Source organism: Aliiglaciecola litoralis, assembly GCF_039523355.1.
GTDB classification, from domain to species: Bacteria; Pseudomonadota; Gammaproteobacteria; order Enterobacterales; family Alteromonadaceae; genus Aliiglaciecola; species Aliiglaciecola litoralis.
Genome location: NZ_BAAAFD010000003.1, coordinates 239125 through 260435, shown reverse-complemented (window position 1 = coordinate 260435; position 21311 = coordinate 239125). Strand labels below are relative to the sequence as shown.

The window sequence follows — 21311 nt, the reverse complement described above, 5'->3', positions numbered from 1 at the left end:
GATTAAACCAGTAACCAAATAAACGGTGAAACAGCATGAATAGCCAATATAGAAAATCCCTACCCAATTCTAATCTTGATTACTTTGATACCGAAGAGGCGGTGAATGCCATCAAGCCAGGAGCATATGAAAAACTGCCTTACAGTTTGAAAGTGTATGCTGAGAACCTAGTACGCAAATGTGATCCCGCCATGCTCGGCGCGTCTTTGGATCAGATAATTGAACGCAAGCGCGATATGGATTTTCCGTGGTTCCCTTCCCGTGTTGTCTGCCATGACATTCTTGGCCAAACCGCGCTCGTCGATTTAGCCGGCTTGCGCGATGCAATCGCTGCCAAGGGAGGCGATCCCTCAAAAGTGAATCCAGTAGTACCAACACAACTGATTGTTGACCACTCATTAGCGGTGGAACATGCTGGATTTGAAGATGGCGCCTTTGACAAGAACCGCGCCATTGAAGATCGTCGCAACGAAGACCGTTTCCATTTTATCAATTGGACCAAGACCGCGTTTAGAAACATTGATGTGATCCCACCGGGTAACGGCATCATGCATCAAATCAATCTGGAAAAAATGTCGCCGGTTGTACATGCTCGTGACGGCGTGGCTTTCCCTGACACGCTTGTGGGTACTGACAGTCACACTCCTCATGTGGATGCCCTAGGGGTAATCGCAATCGGTGTAGGCGGCTTGGAAGCAGAAAGCGTCATGCTCGGCCGTGCTTCTTATTTACGACTGCCGGATATTATCGGTGTAGAGCTAACCGGTAAACGTCAACCCGGTATCACCGCTACCGATATTGTATTAGCAATCACCGAGTTTTTGCGTAACGAAAAAGTGGTATCGACCTATTTAGAATTCTTTGGTGAAGGCGCAGCCGATTTAACCTTAGGTGATCGCGCGACTATCTCCAACATGACCCCTGAATTTGGCGCCACTGCCGCCATGTTTTATATCGATGAAAGAACCATTGAGTATTTAACCTTAACTGGCCGTGATGAAAAGCAAGTGAAGTTGGTGGAAAACTACGCCAAGCACACTGGCTTGTGGGCGGATTCAATGAAAAACGCTGAGTACGAGCGTAAATTAACCTTTGATTTATCTTCGGTGGGTCGCAACATCGCCGGTCCATCTAACCCCCACCGCCGCGTTTCAACGGCCGATCTTGCCTCCAAGGGGATCTCCGGTGTGGTGGAAAATGAAGAAGGGCTAATGCCGGATGGCGCCGTGATCATTGCTGCAATAACCAGTTGCACCAATACTAGCAACCCGCGCAATGTGATTGCCGCAGGCTTGATTGCCCGCAACGCGAATAAACTGGGATTAACCCGTAAACCTTGGGTGAAAACCTCACTCGCGCCGGGCTCCAAAGCCGTTCAGTTGTATCTTGAAGATGCAAACTTATTACCTGAGTTAGAACAACTCGGGTTTGGCATTGTCGGCTTTGCCTGTACCACCTGTAACGGCATGAGTGGCGCTCTTGATCCGGTGATCCAGAAAGAAGTAGTAGAACGTGATTTGTATGCCACTGCCGTATTATCAGGAAATCGTAACTTTGACGGTCGAATTCATCCCTACGCTAAGCAAGCTTTCTTGGCGTCACCACCGCTGGTAGTGGCCTATGCAATTGCGGGCACAATCCGTTTTGATATTGAAAAGGACATTCTGGGCACCGACCAACAGGGTAATCCTATTCGCTTAATGGACATCTGGCCAAGTGATGAAGAGATCGACGCTATCGTGGCGCAAAGTGTTAAGCCTGAGCAATTTAAAAAGGTCTACGATCCGATGTTTGACTTAACCGTGGATTATGGCGACCACATCGACCCGCTTTACCAGTGGCGTCCTAAGAGTACCTACATTCGTCGTCCGCCCTATTGGGAAGGCGCGTTAGCGGCGCCTAGAACCATGAAGGGTATGCGCGCACTAGCGGTACTCGGTGACAACATTACTACCGACCACTTATCTCCTTCTAACGCCATTATGCGCGACAGTGCTGCCGGTGAATACTTGTTGTCAATGGATGTGCCTGAAGTGGATTTCAACTCTTATGCGACGCACCGCGGCGACCACTTAACCGCGCAAAGGGCCACCTTTGCGAACCCTAAATTGCTCAACGAAATGGTCCAGGAAAATGGCGAAGTAGTGCAAGGATCACTGACCCGTCTTGAGCCTGAAGGTAAGGTCATGCGCATGTGGGATGCGATTGAAACCTACATGCAGCGCAAACAACCGCTTATTATTGTCGCGGGTGCCGATTATGGACAAGGTTCCTCTCGTGACTGGGCCGCAAAAGGTGTGCGTCTAGCCGGTGTGGAAGTGATTGTGGCCGAAGGCTTTGAGCGTATTCACCGCACCAATCTGATTGGTATGGGCGTATTACCGGTAGAGTTTCACGCTGGTACGACGCGCCACACATTAGAAATCGATGGATCAGAGACCTTTGATGTCACCGGTGAGTGCCAACCAGGTGCAACCTTGACGCTGCACATCACCCGTAAAAATGGTGACACTGTCGAGGTACCCGTGAAGTGTCGTTTGGACACCGCCGAGGAGCTTTCTGTGTATGAAGCAGGTGGTGTATTGCAACGTTTCGCACAAGACTTTTTAGAATCTGAAGGTCAATCTGCATGACCCACACTGCGAAGCAATTAAGAATCCCCGCCACCTACATGCGTGGCGGTACCAGTAAAGGAGTGTTCTTTAACCTTGCTGATTTGCCGGAAAAAGCCCAACAGCCGGGCCAGTATCGCGATGCATTGTTATTGCGCGTGATCGGTAGCCCCGATCCCTATGCTAAGCACACCGATGGCATGGGTGGGGCGACTTCCAGCACCAGTAAAACCGTGATTGTGTCTAAAAGTAGTCAGCGCGATCATGATGTTGATTACTTGTTCGGGCAAGTCGCTATCGATAAAGCCTTTGTTGATTGGTCAGGTAACTGCGGTAATTTATCTGCGGCGGTAGCACCTTTTGCGGTGCATGCGGGACTTATCGATAAAGATCGTCTGAGCCAAGATGGCATGCTGACAGTCAAAATTTGGCAAGTGAACATTCAAAAAACCATTATCGCTCATGTCCAGATCCAAGATGGACAAGTACAGGAGTTGGGGGATTTTGAATTGGATGGCGTGACCTTCCCCGCCGCAGAAATTCCGGTCGAATTTATGCACCCCGCTGATGGTGAAGGCGATATGTTCCCGACCGGCAATGTCCAAGATGAACTGGAAGTACCGGGTTTAGGCACTCTAAAAGCAACCTTAATTAACGCAGGCATCCCAACCATTTTTGTTAATGCTAAAGATATTGGTTACACCGGTACTGAGTTGCAGGATGACATCAATAGCAACAGTGACGCCTTGACCAAATTCGAAACGCTGCGCGCCTATGGAGCGCTAAAAATGGGTTTAATAGCGGATATTAGCGAAGCGGCAGGTCGTCAACACACGCCCAAAGTTGCTTTTGTGGCACCGCCAACGCCCTATCTTTCCTCTAGTGGTAAACAAGTCGAGGCGTCCGACATTGACTTGTGTGTCAGAGCCCTGTCGATGGGGAAACTGCATCATGCCATGATGGGTACCGCAGCAGTGGCTATTGGCACGGCCGCTGCCGTGCCGGGTACTTTAGTCAATCTCGCTGCTGGTGGCGGTCAACCTGAGACTGTCAACTTTGGCCACCCCTCTGGCACTCTCAGAGTTGGTGCTAAAGCGGTACTTGAAAATGGCAAATGGCAAGTAGAAAAAGCCATCATGAGCCGTAGCGCTCGAATTTTAATGGAAGGTTGGGTGCGCGTTCCCGCTCCAAAAGCGTAAAAACCTAGTTATGGGGGCGGGTTGAATATAACAATATTCAACCCGCCCCCAACTTCCAGAATCTTAATGAATTCTCGTCAAGTTAGTATCAGGTGAGCTAGACTTAGCGAATCGATTCAACCCGTCCCATTCAATCAGTCATTATGCTTGAGATTTTTTCCTACGCCTTGTCTTACCAGCAACTTGCTTTGCTGTTTTTGTGTGCGTTTTTTATTGGCATGGCGAAAACCGGTGTGCATGGTGTTGTCATGTTTTCGGTGCCTATTATGGCCATCATCTTTGGTGGGAAAGCCTCTTCGGGACTGGTATTGCCAATGTTGATCATGGCCGATGTATTTGCCGTGTTCTACTACCATCGCCATGCTAATTGGGGCTTTTTAATCAAGCTATTCCCCTCCGCCGCAATAGGAGTTCTGATTGCGACTGTAATCGGCAACAACATTAATGATGAGATGTTTAAGCAGATCATGGCGGTCGTCATCATTCTCAGTTTAGCGATCATGATTTGGCTAGAAACAGGCAATAAGCAGAAAATCCCCGATTATCTGTGGTTCGCCATATTGATGGGCACCTTGGGTGGTATTACTACCATGATTGGCAACTTGGCGGGCTCGGTGATGGCGCTGTATTTATTGAGTATGCGCTTACCTAAAAATGAATTCATTGGCACAGCGGCTTGGTTCTTTTTATCGATTAATCTGTTTAAAGTACCATTTCATATTTGGAGTTGGGAAACCATTTCGCTCGACTCGTTTTATCTCAACTTATTGAGCTTACCCTTCATAGCCGTTGGTGCTTACTTAGGGGTTCAGATTGTCAAACGTATATCGGATAAATCCTATCGATGGTTAATCCTTACAATGACAGCCGTGGCAGCGATATTCATGATGATCTAAGTCATGAGATCTGTTGTAGGGCAACCTGTGTCTGCTGTTGAGAATAACGATTCAGCTTGTGGTGTTCACTTGCCCAGCCCATTAAAAATCGCTCAAAATCGGCCCATGCAAAAGGAACTAAGTTGCGCCACTCTTGCTCTAGCGAGGCGAATTCACATTCTAGATTATAGTGAGTTAATGCCTGCTCAAGATACCTAAAATATTGATCAACATTGTGTTGCGCTTGAGTAAATAACTCGTTTTCATTCATACAACTTCCCAGAAAATACACCAGATCTTTGATGCCCACACCACGACCGACATATTGAAAGTCAACGGCAGCTAAGTCTTCTAAATCAGCACTAAAACAAAAATTGGCCAATTTGGCATCGCCGTGTACTAGAGTCCGGTGTCGTGCTTGGTTGAGCTTATGATCAATCGCACGAGCTTGTTGCTTTAAAACACCATCGGTCATGTTTCTATATTCATCTGGGCGTGTGGCCAAATGCCAATACGTACCGACTTGCCACAAGTCTGGTGTCTTGTGCTGCAAAAAGAGGGCATGAAAATAGGCCAGCCAACGTATTCCTTTGTCGATTAATGTGGGCGGCGCGTCATCGCATCGATAAGTAAACCCCTGTTCATCCAAGTCTTCCATGACCAACCAACGCATATCGTCTTGTTTGCCGCTGGCGATAAACTTTGGCACTCGGCAGAACGAGTCTGTCAGGTGTGTGTAGTTAGCATAGAAAGTCTGTTCATTGTGATAAGAGTCCAGTTTACGCTGATGAGATAACGACGTATTCCAGCCCCGAGGATGGTGACCCTGCCCTACAGGATCCACGACTTTCACAACCACTGCCATACCATCAATGCGATATCGAACAATCTCGCCATAGCCACTCCATAGCGATTGAATGCGCTCACCTCGGAGGATTTCTTCAGCGTCGAAATGACCGCTAAGAAGGTTAAACAAAGCTCGTTCAATATCACTATTCATCGGCAACTAGACTCATTGGCTATCTTCCTAATTCGTTTCCATCGCTGAGGAGCTTGGTAAATGTTCGACATGTCGCTAATCATGGGTGTCTTAATAATTATTGGTCATATATCTAATCATGGGTGTCTCGGTAAATCTTCGGTAAATCTTATTTGAGCTTTAGCTTTTCGTTAACACAAAAGGTTGCACCCGATGCTTTCGCGTCTTACTCTTTGTGAATACTGTAAAAGGGCTACGATATGACAACCACTGCACCATTTCCACACTTATTAGCTCCCCTTGATTTGGGATTTACCACCTTGAAGAACCGCACATTAATGGGTTCCATGCACTTAGGGCTTGAAGAAGAAAAAGGTGGGTTCGATAAGTTAGCAGCCTTTTATGCTGAACGAGCAAAAGGTGGCGTGGGTTTGATAGTTACCGGTGGGATCAGTCCTAATATTGCCGGTTGGGTGGCGCCCTTTGCTGGCCGTATGAGCAGCCGTAGGCACGCAAAGAAACACCGTGTTATAACCGAAGCGGTGCATGCGCAAGGCGGAAAAATTTGTATGCAGATCCTGCATTCCGGTCGCTATGGTTATCATCCTTTTAATGTGTCTGCGTCTGCGATCAAGGCACCTATCTCACCATTTAAACCCAAATCATTATCCGCAAGAGGTATCAAAAGCACGATTAAAGATTATGCGCAATGTGCTAACTACGCCAAAATGGCAGGTTACGACGGTGTTGAGATCATGGGTTCTGAAGGATATTTGATTAATCAGTTTTTCTGCGAGCGTACCAACCATCGTGATGATGAATGGGGCGGCAGCTTGGAAAACCGAGCGCGATTGGCAATCGAAATCGTCAAGCAAACCCGTGAAAAAGTCGGGAACGAATTTATTATCATTTATCGCCTTTCGATGATAGATCTGGTTGAAGGCGGTGCGCCTTGGGAAGAGATAGTTTATCTAGCCAAAGAAATTGAAAGCGCTGGCGCGACCCTCATCAACACAGGAATTGGCTGGCACGAAGCGCGTATTCCCACTATTTCGACTTCGGTGCCACGAGCGGCATTTACGTGGGTTACCGAGCGTATGAAATCTGAGGTAAAAATCCCATTAATTACCACAAACCGAATTAACACTCCCGAGGTCGCCGAGCAAGTGCTCGCCGAAGGACAAGCCGACATGGTGTCTATGGCCCGACCATTCTTAGCTGATGCGCACTTTGTTGCCAAAGCGATGCGCAACGAGTCAGACCAAATAAACACCTGTATTGCCTGTAATCAGGCCTGTTTAGATCATGCTTTTGAGCAAAAACGAGCGAGCTGTTTAGTCAACCCGCAAGCTTGTTATGAAACTGAGTTGATATTTAAAACCGTCGCCTCGCCAAAAAAATTAGCAGTGGTAGGGGCGGGCCCAGCAGGATTAGCTTTTGCCACCTATGCCGCTGAGCGTGGTCATAAAGTGCACTTGTACGAACAAGCCAGTGAAATTGGCGGTCAATTTAATTACGCCAAACAGATCCCCGGTAAAGAGGAGTTTTATGAAACCCTGCGTTATTACGCCAAACGTATCGAAATTCTAGGAATTGAACTCCATTTGAACACCAAAGCAGATGCCCAACTGTTAGCGTCACAACAGTTTGATGAAGTGATCATGTCTACCGGCATTAAACCCAGACAACTGGATATTCCTGGCATTGATCACCCCAAAGTTATGGGTTATTTGGATGTACTGCGTGATCATAAACCGGTGGGCCAAAAAGTGGCTCTTATAGGTGCAGGTGGTATTGGCTTTGATGTTGCTGAATACCTTGTTGAGCAAGAAAGTTTAACCACACACCCAGACAAATGGCTAGCCCATTGGGGCATTGATAAAGACTACAAACACGCCGGTGCATTGACTGAACCTAATATTGTCAGTAATGATCGCGAAGTATATCTGCTACAACGTAAATCTACCAAGGTAGGCGCTGGATTGGGTAAAACCACCGGATGGATCCATAGAACCTCCCTCGCCCATCACAAAGTTAAGATGATGAAATCCGTTAATTATGTGAAGATTGATGATCAAGGGCTGCATATCACCATTGATGATAAGCCCAAGGTATTAGAAGTCGACAACATAATTGTATGTGCCGGACAGGTGCCATTTCGAGAACTCGAAGACAGCTTATTGCAAGCAGGTATGACGGTACACGTCATTGGCGGTGCCGATGTGGCCGCTGAGTTAGATGCCAAGCGAGCGATTCGTCAAGGCGCTGAATTAGCAGCCGTCATTTGATAATAACTAAGGAAGTGCAATGCGCGGCTTAATATGGATTTTGTTGCTGCTAATGGGTCTGGGACTGATGCTACCAGAGACCCCCACTATTCCTGTGCAAGGGGCCACCGCGGCGGATTGGAATCACAAAACGTTTTGGCATGCGCCATGGGGAACTTCTGGCGTTCACAAAGGCATTGATATCTTTACCGTTAAGCGCACGCCTGTATTATCGTCAACCTATGGATTGGTAGTAAAAGTAGGCAGCGACGAGAAAGGCGGCAACATTGTTTGGGTACTTGGCCCCAAATGGAAACTGCATTACTACGCCCACTTAGACGACTATAAGGTTAATGAAGGACAATGGATTATGTCGGGCGACCAAATCGGCACTGTCGGCACATCGGGAAATGCCGGAAATCGCCCCCCTCATTTACATTATGCAATCTACTCATTAGTACCCATTCCTTGGCGGTATGATATCGATCAACAAGGGTGGAAAAAGATGTTTGTGCTTAACCCTCATGAGGCATTAAATCGTTAGTAAGTCACTAAGCTTTTAACTCGCTGCGGTATGAAATTGAATTATTAAGCATGCCTGTCCATGTAATTATTAAGCATGCCTGTCCATGTAATTTTTTAAGCATGCCTGTCCATGTAATTTCTCAGTTAAGGTACTTAGCGTTAAAGAACGATTGGTTTTTCGAGCTAACGCTAATTTCTAGCCCATGCTCATGTGTTAATTAGCTTAAGCAAGATTATTTAAGCACCCTTTGTTCAGCCAGACGACAGCGAACCACTCTTAGCCAGTTATCGATTTCAGCAAGTGTGTAATTTTTACTGTAGATCTGAAATAACAAAGTGCAATTGGGTAAGTGTCGATGATAACACGCTACAGTCTATGTAAAGGCGTATCCCTTTAGCCGCCTAGTGCGTGAGATAATATGTCCGACTTGTTTGTGAGTGGTATGGAAGTTGCTCAATCTTTGTTAACAATGTGAACCTATAAAACTCCTCTAACTAAGTTGTGAAGAAACACGTCAGCAAAACGACTTAGAAGATGAGTGTTAACGGTGTTGTTAGCGTGGTCGAGCCGGTACTTACCAGCTTGCCAATAATTGGAGAAACTCAAAATGTCAAAAAGTGATAAAATCATCAGTGGTCCATTACTTGCTGCGGTAGTTTTTGGTGGCGGCTATTTGGCCAGAAAAGGGATCGGTAAAGCGTGGTCTGGAGTAACCAAAGAACCTATCCCCCCTAAAAAGAATAATGCAGAAGCGGAGCTTGGCGAGGCAGTTACCTGGGCAGTAGCCACTGGGGTGGCAGTGGGCTTGTTTCGATTTGCATTACGCAGAGCAAATTACAAAGGCAGTCCATTAGAATAATATTTTATATTGATAAAAATCTAATTTGGCTACAATGTTCACAACTCACATTCCTCCTAGTGGGCTAAGATATTGTGAACTTGTGGCCTAGAAATATTCTCGTAAATAATTAAATTCTGAACACACCTGCAGCACCAAAAAGCTGTTTGTGAACCTCAACCAATGCCGCAATGTTGCGCTGATAACCGCCGCCGATCACTGCGGCAATGGGCAGGCCTTTTTGTTCGCACAAATTAAACACCAGTTGGTCACGCTGGAAAACTCCTTGAGTTGAAATCGCCAGATGCCCCAAATCATCATCGTTATGAATATCAACACCGGCATCAAAGATCACAGCATCAGGTTGAAAGCTATTAATAGCCAAATTAAGTGCGCAATCTACTGTGTCTAGGTAGAGTTCATCTTCAGTGCCTTTAGGCAATGGAAAATCGAGATCAGAAACCTGCTTGCGATGCGGAAAGTTCTTTTCACCATGTATGGAAACTGTCATTACCTTGGGATTATTTTCAGCCAGCTTGGCTGTACCATCGCCTTGGTGCACATCGCAATCAAAAACCAGTACTTTATCGATCTGCGTGTCTTGTAACATTGTTAAGGCTGCTAAATACAAATCATTAAGCATACAAAACCCTGAACCATAATTGGCAAACGCGTGATGGTAGCCGCCTGTAAGGTTTAGCGCCTTGCCTGACTGCAATGCCAATTGTGCTGTTAACACAGTCCCCCCCACAGCCGTTAAGGTTCTCGCAATCAGTTGTTCTGACCATGGGAACCCGATGCGTCGCATGGCCTTCGGATCTAAAGTACCCAGTACGAGCTGATCAACATAATCGGGATTAAACACTTGCTTGATACCTGACAAGGATACTTTTTCTGGGATTGAAAACCACGAAGGCGGCACGCCTTGGGCTATTAGCGCATCATAAATCCCCTGATATTTTTCTATCGGGAAACGATGGCGTTCAGGTAGTTCCAATTGACTGTAGATAGGATGAAAAACCAGTGGGATCATGAAAACCTATGCAAGTTAACCATTTAAAAATAACCTTTTTATGTAATTTAAACCGAAGTTAGTCAATGCCTGCTGAAGCGGTTAATCAGTTACAACAAAGGCATATTTCACCGTTATAAATCGTAATCTTAACGGTTTTTACTACTATCTTGGTGTTTTTCTGGTTTTAATAGTGGATTAATAGTCGCAAAATCAACAGTGGGATCCTAATGTATTTAATTCGCACTTTCGTCAGCCTAACAACGCTGAGCCTGTCAACCTTGGTCATTGCAGATTCTAATCTCGCTTTGCAATACAAAGACTTACAACCGCTGCATGAGATTGCGAAAAATGTGTCAGCGCAGAATATAGAAAAAGATATTACCACCCTTGTCAACTTTGGCACTCGCCATACCTTGTCCGAAACGCAATCTGATACCCGAGGCATTGGGGCTGCAAGGCGCTGGATTAAGGCGGAGTTTGACAAAATATCAGCTTCATGTGGCGGCTGTTTAGAAGTCTATTATCAACAGCAAAGCATCAGCGGTGAGCGCCGCATTCCTGATGCCACTGACGTGGTCAGTGTGATCGCTATTCAGCGAGGTACAACCGATCCTGATCGTTATGTGATCATGTCCGGAGATATTGACTCTCGCGTATCCGATGTGATGAATGCCACTTCAGATTCACCTGGCGCCAATGACAACGCCTCAGGGGTAGCAGGTACTCTGGAAGCTGCCCGCGTGCTGTCACAGTATCAGTTTAACGGCAGTATTGTGTATGCCGCGCTAGCCGGAGAAGAACAAGGTTTGTTTGGCGGCAAAATTATGGCTGAGCAGGCACAAAAAGACGGTTGGCGGATCAAAGCCGTGCTCAATAATGACATGATTGGCAACATTGAGGGAATCAATGGTGTGATCAATAACACCACCGCCCGCATATTCGCTGAGGGAACCAGACAAACAGAAACCGCCGAAGAGGCCCGTATCCGACGTTTTACTGGCGGTGAAGTTGACTCCCCCAGTCGTAATCTGGCTCGCTATATTGATCTAATGGCAGACCGATATATTCCTAACTTGGATACTATGGTGATCTACCGTTTAGACCGATTTGGCCGGGGTGGCCATCATCGTCCGTTTAATGACTTAGGCTATCCCGGTGTGCGTATTATGGAAACTAACGAGAATTACCATCGTCAGCATCAAGATTTACGTACCGAAAATGGCATCGTTTATGGTGATACGCTCGAAGGCGTTAACTTCGACTACGCCGCCAAACTAACCGCGCTCAACGCAGTATCGCTAGCGGGTATGGCGTGGGCACCCACGCCACCAGCAAAAGTGACTATTAAAGGCGCCGTGCAACCAAGTACAACGTTAAGCTGGGCAGCAGCAGACAAAACCCAAAATCCTCAATTAGCCGGTTATAAAATCTACTGGCGCTATACCGATGCCCCCCAGTGGCAGTTCAGTCGTTTTGTCGGTGATGTCACCAGCTTTACCCTAGAGAACGTGGTTATCGACAACTACTTCTTCGGTGTTGCCAGTGTCAGTAAAGATGGCTTTGAAAGTCCGGTGGTATTTCCCGGAGCGGCAGGCGCATTTGGCGAATAAGGCACCACAGATTTCATCGTGGTTAATCATCAAGGCTCGGACAAGTAGACTCTTGCGGGCCTTGATGACACACAAAGGTATCCTCAAAACGTGCCTGCCAGAGCGTAAATTCGCTATCATCCACATCAAACTTCCAAATTTTCTGAATTTGATAATAACTTTCTTGCCCTTGGATCATGAGATGTAACATTTCGGCTACCACCTTGTTTTCGAGTTTGCATTGGGTGCGCCAAAATAGCGATTGCATTTCGCCTTGTTTGGGATGCGCTAACACATTAGATTCAAAGGTTTGACAATGCTGCTTCCCGGGGGCATCCATTTCTTGGCGTTTTAGTTCCAGATTATGAAATTGCTTATAGTAAATACTGACAGCATAGGTGTCTGCCCAACGCTCACCCGGTTTTTGCCACATGTTAGAGCGAAAACTGTCATCGGCTTTTTGAAACAATTGCCACTGTTGAAGCGCATCGACAAAGGGGATCACCAAATGCTCGCCTTGATAGCTACCACGAGGGCTTGCACAACCCGTGAGCAAGATAAGTAATGGCAACAATTGCAACCAAATCTTCAATTAAACCCTTCCTATCAACGACTGACGTTTGGTTTGTGAAAGTAAAGATTATCCAGCGAAAAGGTCTATAGAAGCAAGCGGCGTATCCCATAAAGCTTGGACGGAGTGCTCAAACCGCTGATCATAGCCACTGGAATAAACGCTCACCTTGCCGCGCACCGTATTAGGAGTTAATAGATTATGCGCTTCAAGCAAGTTGGTGGTCTGGCGGGCGATGGCCGCGCTGGTATTGACAAGTTGTGCACGGTCTTGCAACAGCACGTTAATTTGTGGTGTTAGAAAACCGTAATGAGTACACCCTAGCACTATCTGATCAGCATTATTAAGTAGCATGGGCTCAAGGTATTTACGCAGCAAACCAATGGTTTTGTCGGAGTCAAAGTCATTGCTCTCGATTTGTTCAACTAACCCATTACAAGCTTGATTTATGACTTTGTGTTTGCCTGCATAACGCGCCAACAATCGCTGATATTTTGCACTTTCCAAGGTACTTTGGGTTGCCATGACCCCAATAGTACCGGTCAGACTTGCTGCTAATGCAGGTTTAATCCCTGGCTCAGCACCCACAAATGGCATGGAGAAATTCGCACGTAATTCACTAATACAATTGAGCGTGGCGGTGTTGCAGGCCACCACCACCAGTTTTACCTGTTTGCTGGCAAGAAACTCGACAATACGATGGCAGCGTTGTGACACGAAATCTTCTGATTTTTCTCCGTAAGGGGCATGTAGACTGTCTGCAACATAGATAATATCTTCGCTAGGCTGCGCTTTTTGCAACGCCTTCGCGATTGACAACCCGCCTACTCCAGAATCAAATACGCCAATCGGCGAGGTAGGCGAACAATTGCTCCGAGCGCCGCTCATAGCGCTTCAAGACTGTGGTAAAAGTGAAAACAAATGTGCTTAAGCATAGTTAGTCAACCTAAGACTCAGTTACAGATCGTCAAGGAAATCCTCGTAATTCACTTCATCTTGTTCCGGATCCGTATTTAAATCACTGGGAGGCACATCACCATCGGTCACTTTAAACTGCAAGTTTTGGAAATACGCATTCTTAACAAATGCATAAGGATCCAGTGATTGTTCAAGTTGCGCTTCTTGTTCCATCAACTGCGCTCTGGCCTCTAGAACCTTGATGCCTGTGCGCAGGGCCGCGACGTAAAAGGTCAAATCTTGTAGAGGAAAGTAGGACGCGTCAACAAAATCACCCACGCTGGAACGAATATCAGTCGGGCCCATTGCCGGCAACATCAAGAATGCCCCCGTACCCACACCGTATTTGCCCAAAACTTCACCGAATTCTTCTTCTGCTCTTTCCAAACCGATCTCTTTGGCTACATCAAATAGCCCTAGAATTCCGACGGTAGAGTTCAGCACGAAGCGTCCTAGACTAGTCAGACTGCCGCCCACTTTACCTTGCAGTAAATTGTTAACTGTATTGGAAGGCTCTTCTAAATTTAACGCTGCATTGTACAAACCAGTTCGGGCGGGTTGAGGCATATAGTCTACGTAGACAACCGTGGTAGGACGTAATATATATTCGTCTAGCACGTCGTAGTTAAAATCCCACATGACGCGGTTAAAGCCTTCTAGCGGATCACGCTCATCAGTATATTGTTGTGATGGTTGATCTGCTTGTCCATTCTGACGAGAAGCACAGCCCCCCAAAACAGTCAGTGTGACTAACAGGACTAATATCTGAGCTTTGTTCACTGCAATTCCTTATCAATTGTAATCTGTTGTTGCACCTGTGAGCCGGTTTCAAGGTCGATAATAACGTCACCTTGCAACTCGCCCTGAGCCTGCGCAACGTTTTCATCAACAGACACCCTCGCAACTAATTTAACCTGAGTAAGTTGCGATAACGTATAGGTTGGCATCATCGCATTGGCATCAGACAACTCAATCGTTACCGGTAGTTGTACCAATGGCATTTTCACCACTGCTGCAGGCATGCGCACTTGCCCTTGAGCGTCTTGGGCAAAAACAAATAAATACCCGGTTTTTGGTAGTTTTTCAATTAAGTTCTGCGCAATATCTACGGTTACTGTAATTGCCGTTTTTGCAGAAGGTAACGACTCCCCGCGCAACTCGGCAATACGTTTGTCAACCTCAGCACGCATAGGATCGGACGCTGGCAACTTATCTTTCAATTTTTGCCAACTAGCAATGGCTTCTTGAGTATCTCCCAATGTCCCAGATGCAACCGCTAACATGCCATAGGCGTTGATATCCTCAGGGTTTAGCTCAATCGCTCGCTTAATCAATCCTTGTGCTCGACGAAGATATTCCTCTTGCCCTGTTCTGACAAGTGTCTGACTGTAGCTGGATAATATACCGGCATGATTTGGTGCCAATTCATAAGCTTTGGCAAACGCGTGTAGCGCCTCATCAATTCGGTTCAATGACGCTTGCAAACGCCCCAATAGCAACCAGCCGATATGGTCATCTGGAGTGTTGATTAATTTGGTGCGCATCGCCAGAGCAAAATCCTGTACGTCTTCGCCCGTGATCGTTGGGTCAGCTTCTACCACGATGCGCTTGGCCAAAGCAGAAGACTGTTGGGTCACATTTTGCCAATGACGAATATCCGATACTTCATTACTTTGCCAATAAAGGTACCCGCACAGACCAACGCCAATTGTTAGGCCAATGACCAAAACACCGGTGGCACTGCCCGTTTTAGTATTTGTCTCGGTCGATTCATCTACCAATGCTAATTTTAATTCATTGATGGCACTTTGCTTATCTTCCGCTGAGACCAATCCTTCGGATACTTCTCGATCTAATTCCTGCATTCGTTGCTTGATGATCCGAGTATTGGTTAAAATATCCTGCGTTGCACGATCGCCTTTGCGGATCCAAGGCAATACAATAATGCCGATTGCGAGCAAGGATAGCAGCGCAACACCAAGCCAATAACTACTCAATTGTCTTTCTCCAATAGTGAATCTGCTTTTGCTAATTCTGATTCATCAAATCCGGTTGCTTGCTTTTTACGTTGTACCAGTACAAAAGTAGCAGCGCCTATGACGAACAATAACGGCAATAGCCACAACCAGACAGTGACGGCTGTCACAGGAGGATTGTAAGTGACAAAATTTCCATAGCGAGCGATCATAAACTCCATTACCTGCTCACGGCTTTTCCCCTGCTGTAACAGTTCATGCACTTTGCGCCGTAAATCAACCGCAATCATGGCATCTGAGTCAGCAATATTTTGATTTTGACACTGCGGGCAGCGCAGCTCTTGAGTGAGCTCTAAAAACAATTTCTGCTTAGCGGGATCATCAAAATGGTAGGCTTCTTCCGTGGCAAATGCCGCTGAACATAACAATACCAAGATGAATATTAGCGATTTCATTGTGCCATCAACTCGTTGTAAAGGGGTTCAATTTTGCCACGCCAAACACGGGGATTGATATCGCCTATGTGATGCATTCTCACCACCCCTTGTTTATCGATTAAAAAAGTCTCAGGAGCGCCTGTCACGCCTAAATCAAGCGAGTAATCTCGTTTCACATCAAAGATATTAAAGGCGTAGGGATTACCCAGTTTACGTAACTTAGCCGTTACCTCTTGTTGAATTGTGGGTATGCTTTTGATACCGAAATCCGGATCGGTATCCTGATCGTAATACAAGCCAACAATTCGCACGCCTTGCTCGCTAAGTTGCGTTAAGTAAGGCAATTCCACTGCACAGGTTATGCACCATACGCCCCACACATTCATTAAGGTTACCTGTCCATTAAATACGGCAGGTGTGTGGATCCTTTCTGGCTGCATTAAATCCGGCAACTCAAATGGCGGCAATGGCTGATTGACCAGATTCGAATCTAGCTTGCGTGGATCACTGTACAATCCGGAATACAAAAATCCGGACAACAACACAAACAAGGTTAATGGAATTAAAAATATAACGGCCTTTCTCATACTCTTCCTTGGGTAGCGACAGTTTGATCATCTGGTGATGGTGCAGGACTAAATGTTTGTTTTACTTTTGCGACTTTAGCCATCCGATAGCGCTTGTCTGCAATGGAGAAAATCCCCCCCATTGCCATGAACAGGGCGCCAGCCCATATCCAGTTTACAAAAGGTTTAACGTAAATTCGCACAGCCCAAGCACCGCTATTAAGCTGCTCACCCAGAGCAACAAATAAATCACGGGTGATACCACTATCAATACCCGCTTCAGTCATGCTTGAACGTTGTACTGGATAAAAACGTTTTTCAGCTTCTAAATGGGTGATTTTTTTGCTTAAGTTAGCATCAGCATAAACATCCAATATACCCACGTGCCCAGAATAATTGGGCCCTGTGAGATCTCGAACACCGGTAAATTTGAAGTAATATCCACTGACCTCAACCACGTCGCCGCTTTGCATACGCAGGTCTTTTTCCTGTTCGTAATTACTGACCAAGGTAATGCCTATTAAGGTAACGGCAAAACCAATATGACCAAGCACCATCCCCCAATGACTTGGTGTTAAGCTAGCTAACCGGGTGCTCCAAGTACGCTCATCGGCCACGCCCGCCTGAGTGCGTTGCATCACTTCTTGTACTGTGGATACCAGTATCCAAAAGCTCAGCACTAAACCGAGTGTGGCCATATACGTCATTTCGCTGTAGCTACTTTGCACTAACAATGCCGCACAGATGCTTAAACCAAAGGCAATCAGCAAATGATTTTGTAATGCTTTGGGTGATTGGTTCTTCCAGCGAGAAAGTGGTCCCATGGCCAACAACAACACAAAAGGTACAATCAAGTAGACAAACATTTGATTGAAGAAAGGCGCACCAATGGAGATAGAGCCCAAACCTAATTCTTTGTGCACCAAAGGTAGTAAGGTGCCTAACAGCACCACTATAGTGGCTGCGGTTAATAGTAGGTTGTTACCTATCAACATCACTTCTCTGGAGAACCATTGGTAGCGGCCAACACTTTTCAGTTGCGGCGCTCGAATAGCGAATAGCGTCAGTGAGCTACCGATAACAATGGCTAATATCGCAAGGATAAAGAGTCCGCGTGAGGGATCACTAGCAAACGAATGCACCGACACCAGAATGCCAGAGCGTACCAAAAAGGTCCCCAAAAGGCTGAGTGAAAAGGCCGAGATAGCCAACAACACAGTCCAAGATTTAAAAATTTTGCGTTTCTCGGTGACCGCCAGACTGTGCACCAATGCCGTGCCTACTAGCCAAGGCATAAAGGAGGCATTTTCAACCGGATCCCAAAACCACCAACCGCCCCAACCAAGTTCGTAATAAGCCCACCAAGAACCCAATGCAATGCCGACTGTCAGGAACGCCCACGCGGCGATAGTCCAAGGTCGCGACCAACGAGCCCAAGTTGAATCTAATTTTCCAGAAATTAATGCGGCTATAGCAAAAGCAAAAGCCACAGAGAAACCCACATAACCCATATACAACATTGGCGGATGAATGATCATGCCGAAATCTTGCAGCAATGGATTTAAATCGCGGCCATCCACGGGGTAAAAGGGTAACAAGCTTTCAAACGGATTAGACGCGATCAGCATAAACAGGTAGAAACCAATCGCAACCATGCCGAGCACGGATAACACTCTTGCCACCATTTGCTGAGGAATACTATTACTTAAAAGGGCTACGGCAACTGTCCACACCGAGAAAATCAGTACCCAAAGTAGGAATGAACCTTCGTGTCCTCCCCAAACGGCGGTGATCTTGTAATACCAAGGCAACAGGCTATTGGAGTGATGAGCAACATAAGCAATGCTAAAGTCATCGGTATAAAAGCTGTAACTTAGCGCCACATAAGAAAACGCCGTAAAAACAAACATGCCAATGGCAAGCGGTTTGGCCAAAGCCATTACCGGTTTGTGATCGTGATGCGCTCCCCACATTGGATAGATAGCCAATAAAATTGACATCAATAGCGCGAGTACCAGTGAAAAATGTCCTAACTCAGCAAACATAGGAGGTCCCTATTGGCCTGCGCCATAATTTTTAGGTTTAACGTGCTTGATGCCTTTGAGCTTTTCAGCCAATTCCGGTGGCATATATTCTTCATCGTGCTTGGCCAAGACTTCATCTGCAACTATCTTGTTGGTGTCGGTTAATCTGCCTGTGGCGACTATGCCCTGCCCTTCACGGAATAAGTCTGGCAAGATGCCGGTATAACTGACAGTTACGGCTGGGCCGGTATCGACAAGATCAAAAGTGACAGCTAGGGTCTCTTGATCACGGCTTACGGTGCCAGGGACGACCATGCCGCCAATGCGCAATCGTTGACCCACTTTAGGTAAAGTGCCATCTTTACCATCGATGATTTCCGAAGGAGTGTAAAAATGGTCAATATTTTCACTCAAGGCGCTTAACATCATCCAAGCCGCTGCTGCAACCAATAGGACAATAGATGACACGGCTAATAATCGTTTTTGACGTCTTGGGTTCACGCTCGACCTACCTCTTGTTCAGATTTATCATGCTCTGTAGTTGATTCTGTTTGCTTATTGCTTTGCATCTTTGCCTGTTTTATACGTTGTTTACGGGCAATTTGTGCATTTACTGCTTTAATTAATTGTTGCTTGGTCCAAATGCTTTCGTAAACCAATGCCAACACCGCTAACAGCGACACGCCAAAGGCCAGCCACACATAAAAACCGTAGCCCCCCATTTGCCAGAAGGCTTGCCAACTTTCGAACTGAAATGTCATGCTTTGCTCTCTTTGATCAGGGTTTTAACCGCCCAAGGACGATGAATTTCACGGCGTAATAATTCGTTTTGTAATCGTTTGATACTCAAAGCGCCGACTAACAAACTCGCACCAAGTAAATTTATCAGTAATGGCCAAAGCATTTCTGATGCAATCGAGGGGCGTTCAAACTTGCTAATAGTTGCACCTTGATGCAGTGTATTCCACCACTCTACTGAGTAATGAATGATCGGCAAATTAATCACTCCCACCAGCGCCATGACGCTAGCCGCTTTGCCAGCCTGTACTTTATCATCGAATGCTTTATACAAAGAAATGACGCCTAGATACAAAAACAACAAGACTAACTCAGAGGTCAACCTAGCATCCCACACCCACCAAGTTCCCCACATAGGTTTACCCCATGCAGCACCGGTAAACAAAGCAATAAACGTCATCATTGCGCCCACCGGAGCGATGGCCATCATTGCCATGTAAGAAGTACGGATTTGCCAGACCATTCCCACAAAGGCTGCAATTGCCATTGCCGAATATGCGCCCATGGACAAAATAGCGCTAGGCACATGGATGTAGATAATCCGAAACGAGTCGCCTTGTTGATAATCAGCTGGCGCGAACGCCAACCCCCACAGGGTACCTACGAACAAGGTGAGCACTGAACTCCATGCGAACCACGGCAACAACGTTTTGCATAGTTGATAAGCAGATTCTGATTTTGCGTAGGGGTGCAACCACTTCCACATTAACTTTGACTCACTCTTAAGGCATAAGCGATGGCAAGGGGAGCCAACGCTAAGGCTAATAATAACATTGCGCCGATTAAACCTAAATGGGCGCTATAAGGTAATTGCATGGCTGCGGCATCCACCGCCGCTGTCGCAAAAATCAGCAGCGGAACGAAAACCGGTAACAGCAGCAACGCCAATAATACGCCGCCTTTTTGCAGTCCCACGGTTAAGCCAACTGCTACGGCTCCGACCAAACTTAACAATGGCGTACCAATGAGTAAGGTCGCCAATAAAGCCCAATACATTTCAACCGTCAGATTCAAAAAAAGGGCCAGCAATGGTGATAACACGATTAACGGCAGGATACTGGCAATCCAGTGCACACACACTTTCACCACAGACACTAACGCCATAGGTGCGCCGCTTAACATCAGTTGCTCTAATGAACCATCTTGGTAATCATCGCGAAACAAACGTTCCATACCGAGCAATGACGACAGTATCGCTGCCACCCAAATCACCCCAGGACCAATTTTTTGTAACGTGTCAGGCCCAGGGCCGACCCCAAGTGGAAATAAACTGATCACTAACACAAAAAACATCATCGGTTGCAACAGCTCAGCCCGCTGGCGAAACGCCAACGCCATATCACGTTTAAAAATGGCCATCAGCACTGACATCATATGCGGTACTCCAACATCAGTTCACTGGTTTTGTAATCAATATCCAATTGTTGATGGGAGGTAATAATCACTGCGCCACCTTGACCGAGGTGCCCTATTACTCTTTGTCTCAACAACTCTATGCCTTGAACGTCTAAGGCGGTAAAAGGTTCATCTAATACCCAAATTTTTGCGTCTGATTTAAGCCATAGTCTCGCCAACGCCGCCCGGCGCTGCTGACCAGCGGACAGTTGCCTGACAGGAATATCTTCTAGCCCCACGAGCCCGAGCAAGGCAAGGATATCCATTAATTCATGTTCACAATGGGGTAAATTATGCAGTTGGCACCAAAAAGACAGGTTTTCTATGGCGCTTAGAGTGTGATTGAGGCCCGGTTTGTGGCCAATGTAAACCAACTCCTGATGAAATTGGTCATTGACGGTACGAATGTTTTGCCCCTGATAATCAACCTGTCCGGTAGTGGCGTCGGTGAGACCCACTATAATCCGCAAAAGGCTGGTTTTACCCGCGCCATTTTGCCCTCGAATATAAAGTAACTCGGAGGCTGCAACCGAAAAATCTAAATTGTCAAAAAGAAGGCGGTCTTGTTTTACACAAGAAAGATTATGTCCGCTTAACAAGGCCAAAAGTTGCTCGTCTCCAAGGTAGCAATGACATCAACGACGTCAATAAAAAACGGCGCAAATGATACCATAGCAACAAGCCAAT

At 46.4% G+C, this 21311-nt stretch carries 21 protein-coding genes; 7 read left to right on the top strand and 14 right to left on the bottom strand.

Translation table 11 applies throughout. The features are described 5' to 3' along the window. Positions 1 to 35 precede the first annotated feature (35 nt). The 3 genes from acnD (at position 36) to ABD036_RS08130 (ending at position 4707) form a co-directional block, all read left to right on the top strand. Positions 36 to 2633 (top strand): Fe/S-dependent 2-methylisocitrate dehydratase AcnD, encoded by a 2598-nt coding sequence (acnD, locus tag ABD036_RS08140; RefSeq protein ID WP_343858517.1) that lies wholly within the window; start codon positions 36 to 38, stop codon positions 2631 to 2633. Beyond that, positions 2630 to 3811: a 2-methylaconitate cis-trans isomerase PrpF gene (gene prpF / locus ABD036_RS08135; protein WP_343858515.1), complete on the top strand. Its 1182-nt coding sequence runs from the start codon at positions 2630 to 2632 to the stop codon at positions 3809 to 3811. Before acnD ends, prpF begins: the two co-directional genes overlap by 4 nt. 143 nt (positions 3812 to 3954) lie before the next feature. Next, on the top strand, positions 3955 to 4707 hold the full coding sequence (locus ABD036_RS08130) for a sulfite exporter TauE/SafE family protein (RefSeq protein WP_343858514.1): 753 nt from the start codon (positions 3955 to 3957) through the stop codon (positions 4705 to 4707). Between the two features lies 1 nt (position 4708). Here the strand turns inward: ABD036_RS08130 and ABD036_RS08125 are convergent, their stop codons facing one another. Then, positions 4709 to 5686, bottom strand: coding sequence for a phosphotransferase (locus ABD036_RS08125; protein WP_343858513.1), 978 nt, complete (start codon positions 5684 to 5686; stop codon positions 4709 to 4711). A 239-nt stretch (positions 5687 to 5925) separates the two neighbouring features. Here ABD036_RS08125 and ABD036_RS08120 point away from each other — a divergent pair, with 239 nt between their 5' ends. From ABD036_RS08120 to ABD036_RS08110, 3 genes are all read left to right on the top strand, one after another. Then, positions 5926 to 7953: an oxidoreductase gene (locus ABD036_RS08120; protein ID WP_343858512.1), complete on the top strand. Its 2028-nt coding sequence runs from the start codon at positions 5926 to 5928 to the stop codon at positions 7951 to 7953. A gap of 19 nt (positions 7954 to 7972) precedes the next feature. Beyond that, positions 7973 to 8476, top strand: coding sequence for a M23 family metallopeptidase (locus ABD036_RS08115; protein WP_343858509.1), 504 nt, complete (start codon positions 7973 to 7975; stop codon positions 8474 to 8476). Between the two features lie 589 nt (positions 8477 to 9065). Continuing rightward, entirely contained in the window at positions 9066 to 9317 is a 252-nt protein-coding gene (locus ABD036_RS08110; RefSeq protein ID WP_343858506.1) for a DUF4235 domain-containing protein, read from the top strand. Positions 9318 to 9426: 109 nt separating this feature from the next. Here the strand turns inward: ABD036_RS08110 and ABD036_RS08105 are convergent, their stop codons facing one another. Beyond that, the gene (locus ABD036_RS08105; RefSeq protein ID WP_343858504.1) at positions 9427 to 10329 is read right to left on the bottom strand and encodes a histone deacetylase family protein; all 903 of its coding nucleotides are present in this window, start codon (positions 10327 to 10329) and stop codon (positions 9427 to 9429) included. 209 nt (positions 10330 to 10538) lie between these two features. Between ABD036_RS08105 and ABD036_RS08100 the strand changes: the two genes are divergently transcribed. Further along, on the top strand, positions 10539 to 11921 hold the full coding sequence (locus ABD036_RS08100) for a M28 family metallopeptidase (protein WP_343858501.1): 1383 nt from the start codon (positions 10539 to 10541) through the stop codon (positions 11919 to 11921). Between the two features lie 22 nt (positions 11922 to 11943). Here ABD036_RS08100 and ABD036_RS08095 read toward each other — a convergent pair whose 3' ends face one another. The 12 genes from ABD036_RS08095 to ccmA form a co-directional block, all read right to left on the bottom strand. Next, the gene (locus tag ABD036_RS08095; RefSeq protein ID WP_343858498.1) at positions 11944 to 12492 is read right to left on the bottom strand and encodes a hypothetical protein; all 549 of its coding nucleotides are present in this window, start codon (positions 12490 to 12492) and stop codon (positions 11944 to 11946) included. Between the two features lie 48 nt (positions 12493 to 12540). Then, positions 12541 to 13359, bottom strand: coding sequence for a glutamate racemase (gene murI, locus ABD036_RS08090; protein ID WP_343858495.1), 819 nt, complete (start codon positions 13357 to 13359; stop codon positions 12541 to 12543). 69 nt (positions 13360 to 13428) lie between these two features. Further along, positions 13429 to 14208 carry an MlaA family lipoprotein gene (locus ABD036_RS08085; protein WP_343858492.1) on the bottom strand — a complete coding sequence of 260 codons (780 nt, stop codon included), beginning with the start codon at positions 14206 to 14208 and terminating at the stop codon, positions 13429 to 13431. Next, positions 14205 to 15425, bottom strand: a complete 1221-nt coding sequence (gene ccmI, locus ABD036_RS08080) for a c-type cytochrome biogenesis protein CcmI (RefSeq protein ID WP_343858490.1) — start codon at positions 15423 to 15425, stop codon at positions 14205 to 14207. Before ccmI ends, ABD036_RS08085 begins: the two co-directional genes overlap by 4 nt. After that, positions 15422 to 15859: a cytochrome c-type biogenesis protein gene (locus ABD036_RS08075; protein ID WP_343858487.1), complete on the bottom strand. Its 438-nt coding sequence runs from the start codon at positions 15857 to 15859 to the stop codon at positions 15422 to 15424. Before ABD036_RS08075 ends, ccmI begins: the two co-directional genes overlap by 4 nt. Further along, the gene (locus ABD036_RS08070) at positions 15856 to 16428 is read right to left on the bottom strand and encodes a DsbE family thiol:disulfide interchange protein (RefSeq protein WP_343858484.1); all 573 of its coding nucleotides are present in this window, start codon (positions 16426 to 16428) and stop codon (positions 15856 to 15858) included. The genes ABD036_RS08075 and ABD036_RS08070 overlap by 4 nt, the downstream gene beginning before the upstream one ends. Next, the gene (locus ABD036_RS08065; protein ID WP_343858481.1) at positions 16425 to 18452 is read right to left on the bottom strand and encodes a heme lyase CcmF/NrfE family subunit; all 2028 of its coding nucleotides are present in this window, start codon (positions 18450 to 18452) and stop codon (positions 16425 to 16427) included. The genes ABD036_RS08070 and ABD036_RS08065 overlap by 4 nt, the downstream gene beginning before the upstream one ends. Before the next feature lie 9 nt (positions 18453 to 18461). Beyond that, the gene (gene ccmE / locus ABD036_RS08060; protein ID WP_343858478.1) at positions 18462 to 18932 is read right to left on the bottom strand and encodes a cytochrome c maturation protein CcmE; all 471 of its coding nucleotides are present in this window, start codon (positions 18930 to 18932) and stop codon (positions 18462 to 18464) included. Then, positions 18929 to 19192 (bottom strand): heme exporter protein CcmD, encoded by a 264-nt coding sequence (gene ccmD, locus ABD036_RS08055; RefSeq protein WP_343858475.1) that lies wholly within the window; start codon positions 19190 to 19192, stop codon positions 18929 to 18931. The genes ccmE and ccmD overlap by 4 nt, the downstream gene beginning before the upstream one ends. Continuing rightward, positions 19189 to 19935 (bottom strand): heme ABC transporter permease, encoded by a 747-nt coding sequence (locus ABD036_RS08050; protein WP_343858472.1) that lies wholly within the window; start codon positions 19933 to 19935, stop codon positions 19189 to 19191. Before ABD036_RS08050 ends, ccmD begins: the two co-directional genes overlap by 4 nt. After that, on the bottom strand, positions 19935 to 20600 hold the full coding sequence (gene ccmB, locus ABD036_RS08045) for a heme exporter protein CcmB (protein WP_343858700.1): 666 nt from the start codon (positions 20598 to 20600) through the stop codon (positions 19935 to 19937). Before ccmB ends, ABD036_RS08050 begins: the two co-directional genes overlap by 1 nt. Continuing rightward, the gene (gene ccmA / locus ABD036_RS08040; RefSeq protein ID WP_343858469.1) at positions 20600 to 21229 is read right to left on the bottom strand and encodes a cytochrome c biogenesis heme-transporting ATPase CcmA; all 630 of its coding nucleotides are present in this window, start codon (positions 21227 to 21229) and stop codon (positions 20600 to 20602) included. The genes ccmB and ccmA overlap by 1 nt, the downstream gene beginning before the upstream one ends. Between the last annotated feature and the right edge of the window lie 82 nt (positions 21230 to 21311).

Coding starts and splice junctions, on each gene's coding strand:
- acnD (WP_343858517.1), top strand. CDS start 36: ATGAATAGCCAATATAGAAAATCCCTACCCAATTCTAATCTTGATTAC.
- prpF (WP_343858515.1), top strand. CDS start 2,630: ATGACCCACACTGCGAAGCAATTAAGAATCCCCGCCACCTACATGCGT.
- ABD036_RS08130 (WP_343858514.1), top strand. CDS start 3,955: ATGCTTGAGATTTTTTCCTACGCCTTGTCTTACCAGCAACTTGCTTTG.
- ABD036_RS08125 (WP_343858513.1), bottom strand. CDS start 5,686: ATGAATAGTGATATTGAACGAGCTTTGTTTAACCTTCTTAGCGGTCAT.
- ABD036_RS08120 (WP_343858512.1), top strand. CDS start 5,926: ATGACAACCACTGCACCATTTCCACACTTATTAGCTCCCCTTGATTTG.
- ABD036_RS08115 (WP_343858509.1), top strand. CDS start 7,973: ATGCGCGGCTTAATATGGATTTTGTTGCTGCTAATGGGTCTGGGACTG.
- ABD036_RS08110 (WP_343858506.1), top strand. CDS start 9,066: ATGTCAAAAAGTGATAAAATCATCAGTGGTCCATTACTTGCTGCGGTA.
- ABD036_RS08105 (WP_343858504.1), bottom strand. CDS start 10,329: ATGATCCCACTGGTTTTTCATCCTATCTACAGTCAATTGGAACTACCT.
- ABD036_RS08100 (WP_343858501.1), top strand. CDS start 10,539: ATGTATTTAATTCGCACTTTCGTCAGCCTAACAACGCTGAGCCTGTCA.
- murI (WP_343858495.1), bottom strand. CDS start 13,359: ATGAGCGGCGCTCGGAGCAATTGTTCGCCTACCTCGCCGATTGGCGTA.
- ABD036_RS08075 (WP_343858487.1), bottom strand. CDS start 15,859: ATGAAATCGCTAATATTCATCTTGGTATTGTTATGTTCAGCGGCATTT.
- ABD036_RS08070 (WP_343858484.1), bottom strand. CDS start 16,428: ATGAGAAAGGCCGTTATATTTTTAATTCCATTAACCTTGTTTGTGTTG.
- ABD036_RS08065 (WP_343858481.1), bottom strand. CDS start 18,452: ATGTTTGCTGAGTTAGGACATTTTTCACTGGTACTCGCGCTATTGATG.
- ccmD (WP_343858475.1), bottom strand. CDS start 19,192: ATGACATTTCAGTTCGAAAGTTGGCAAGCCTTCTGGCAAATGGGGGGC.
- ABD036_RS08050 (WP_343858472.1), bottom strand. CDS start 19,935: ATGTGGAAGTGGTTGCACCCCTACGCAAAATCAGAATCTGCTTATCAA.
- ccmB (WP_343858700.1), bottom strand. CDS start 20,600: ATGTCAGTGCTGATGGCCATTTTTAAACGTGATATGGCGTTGGCGTTT.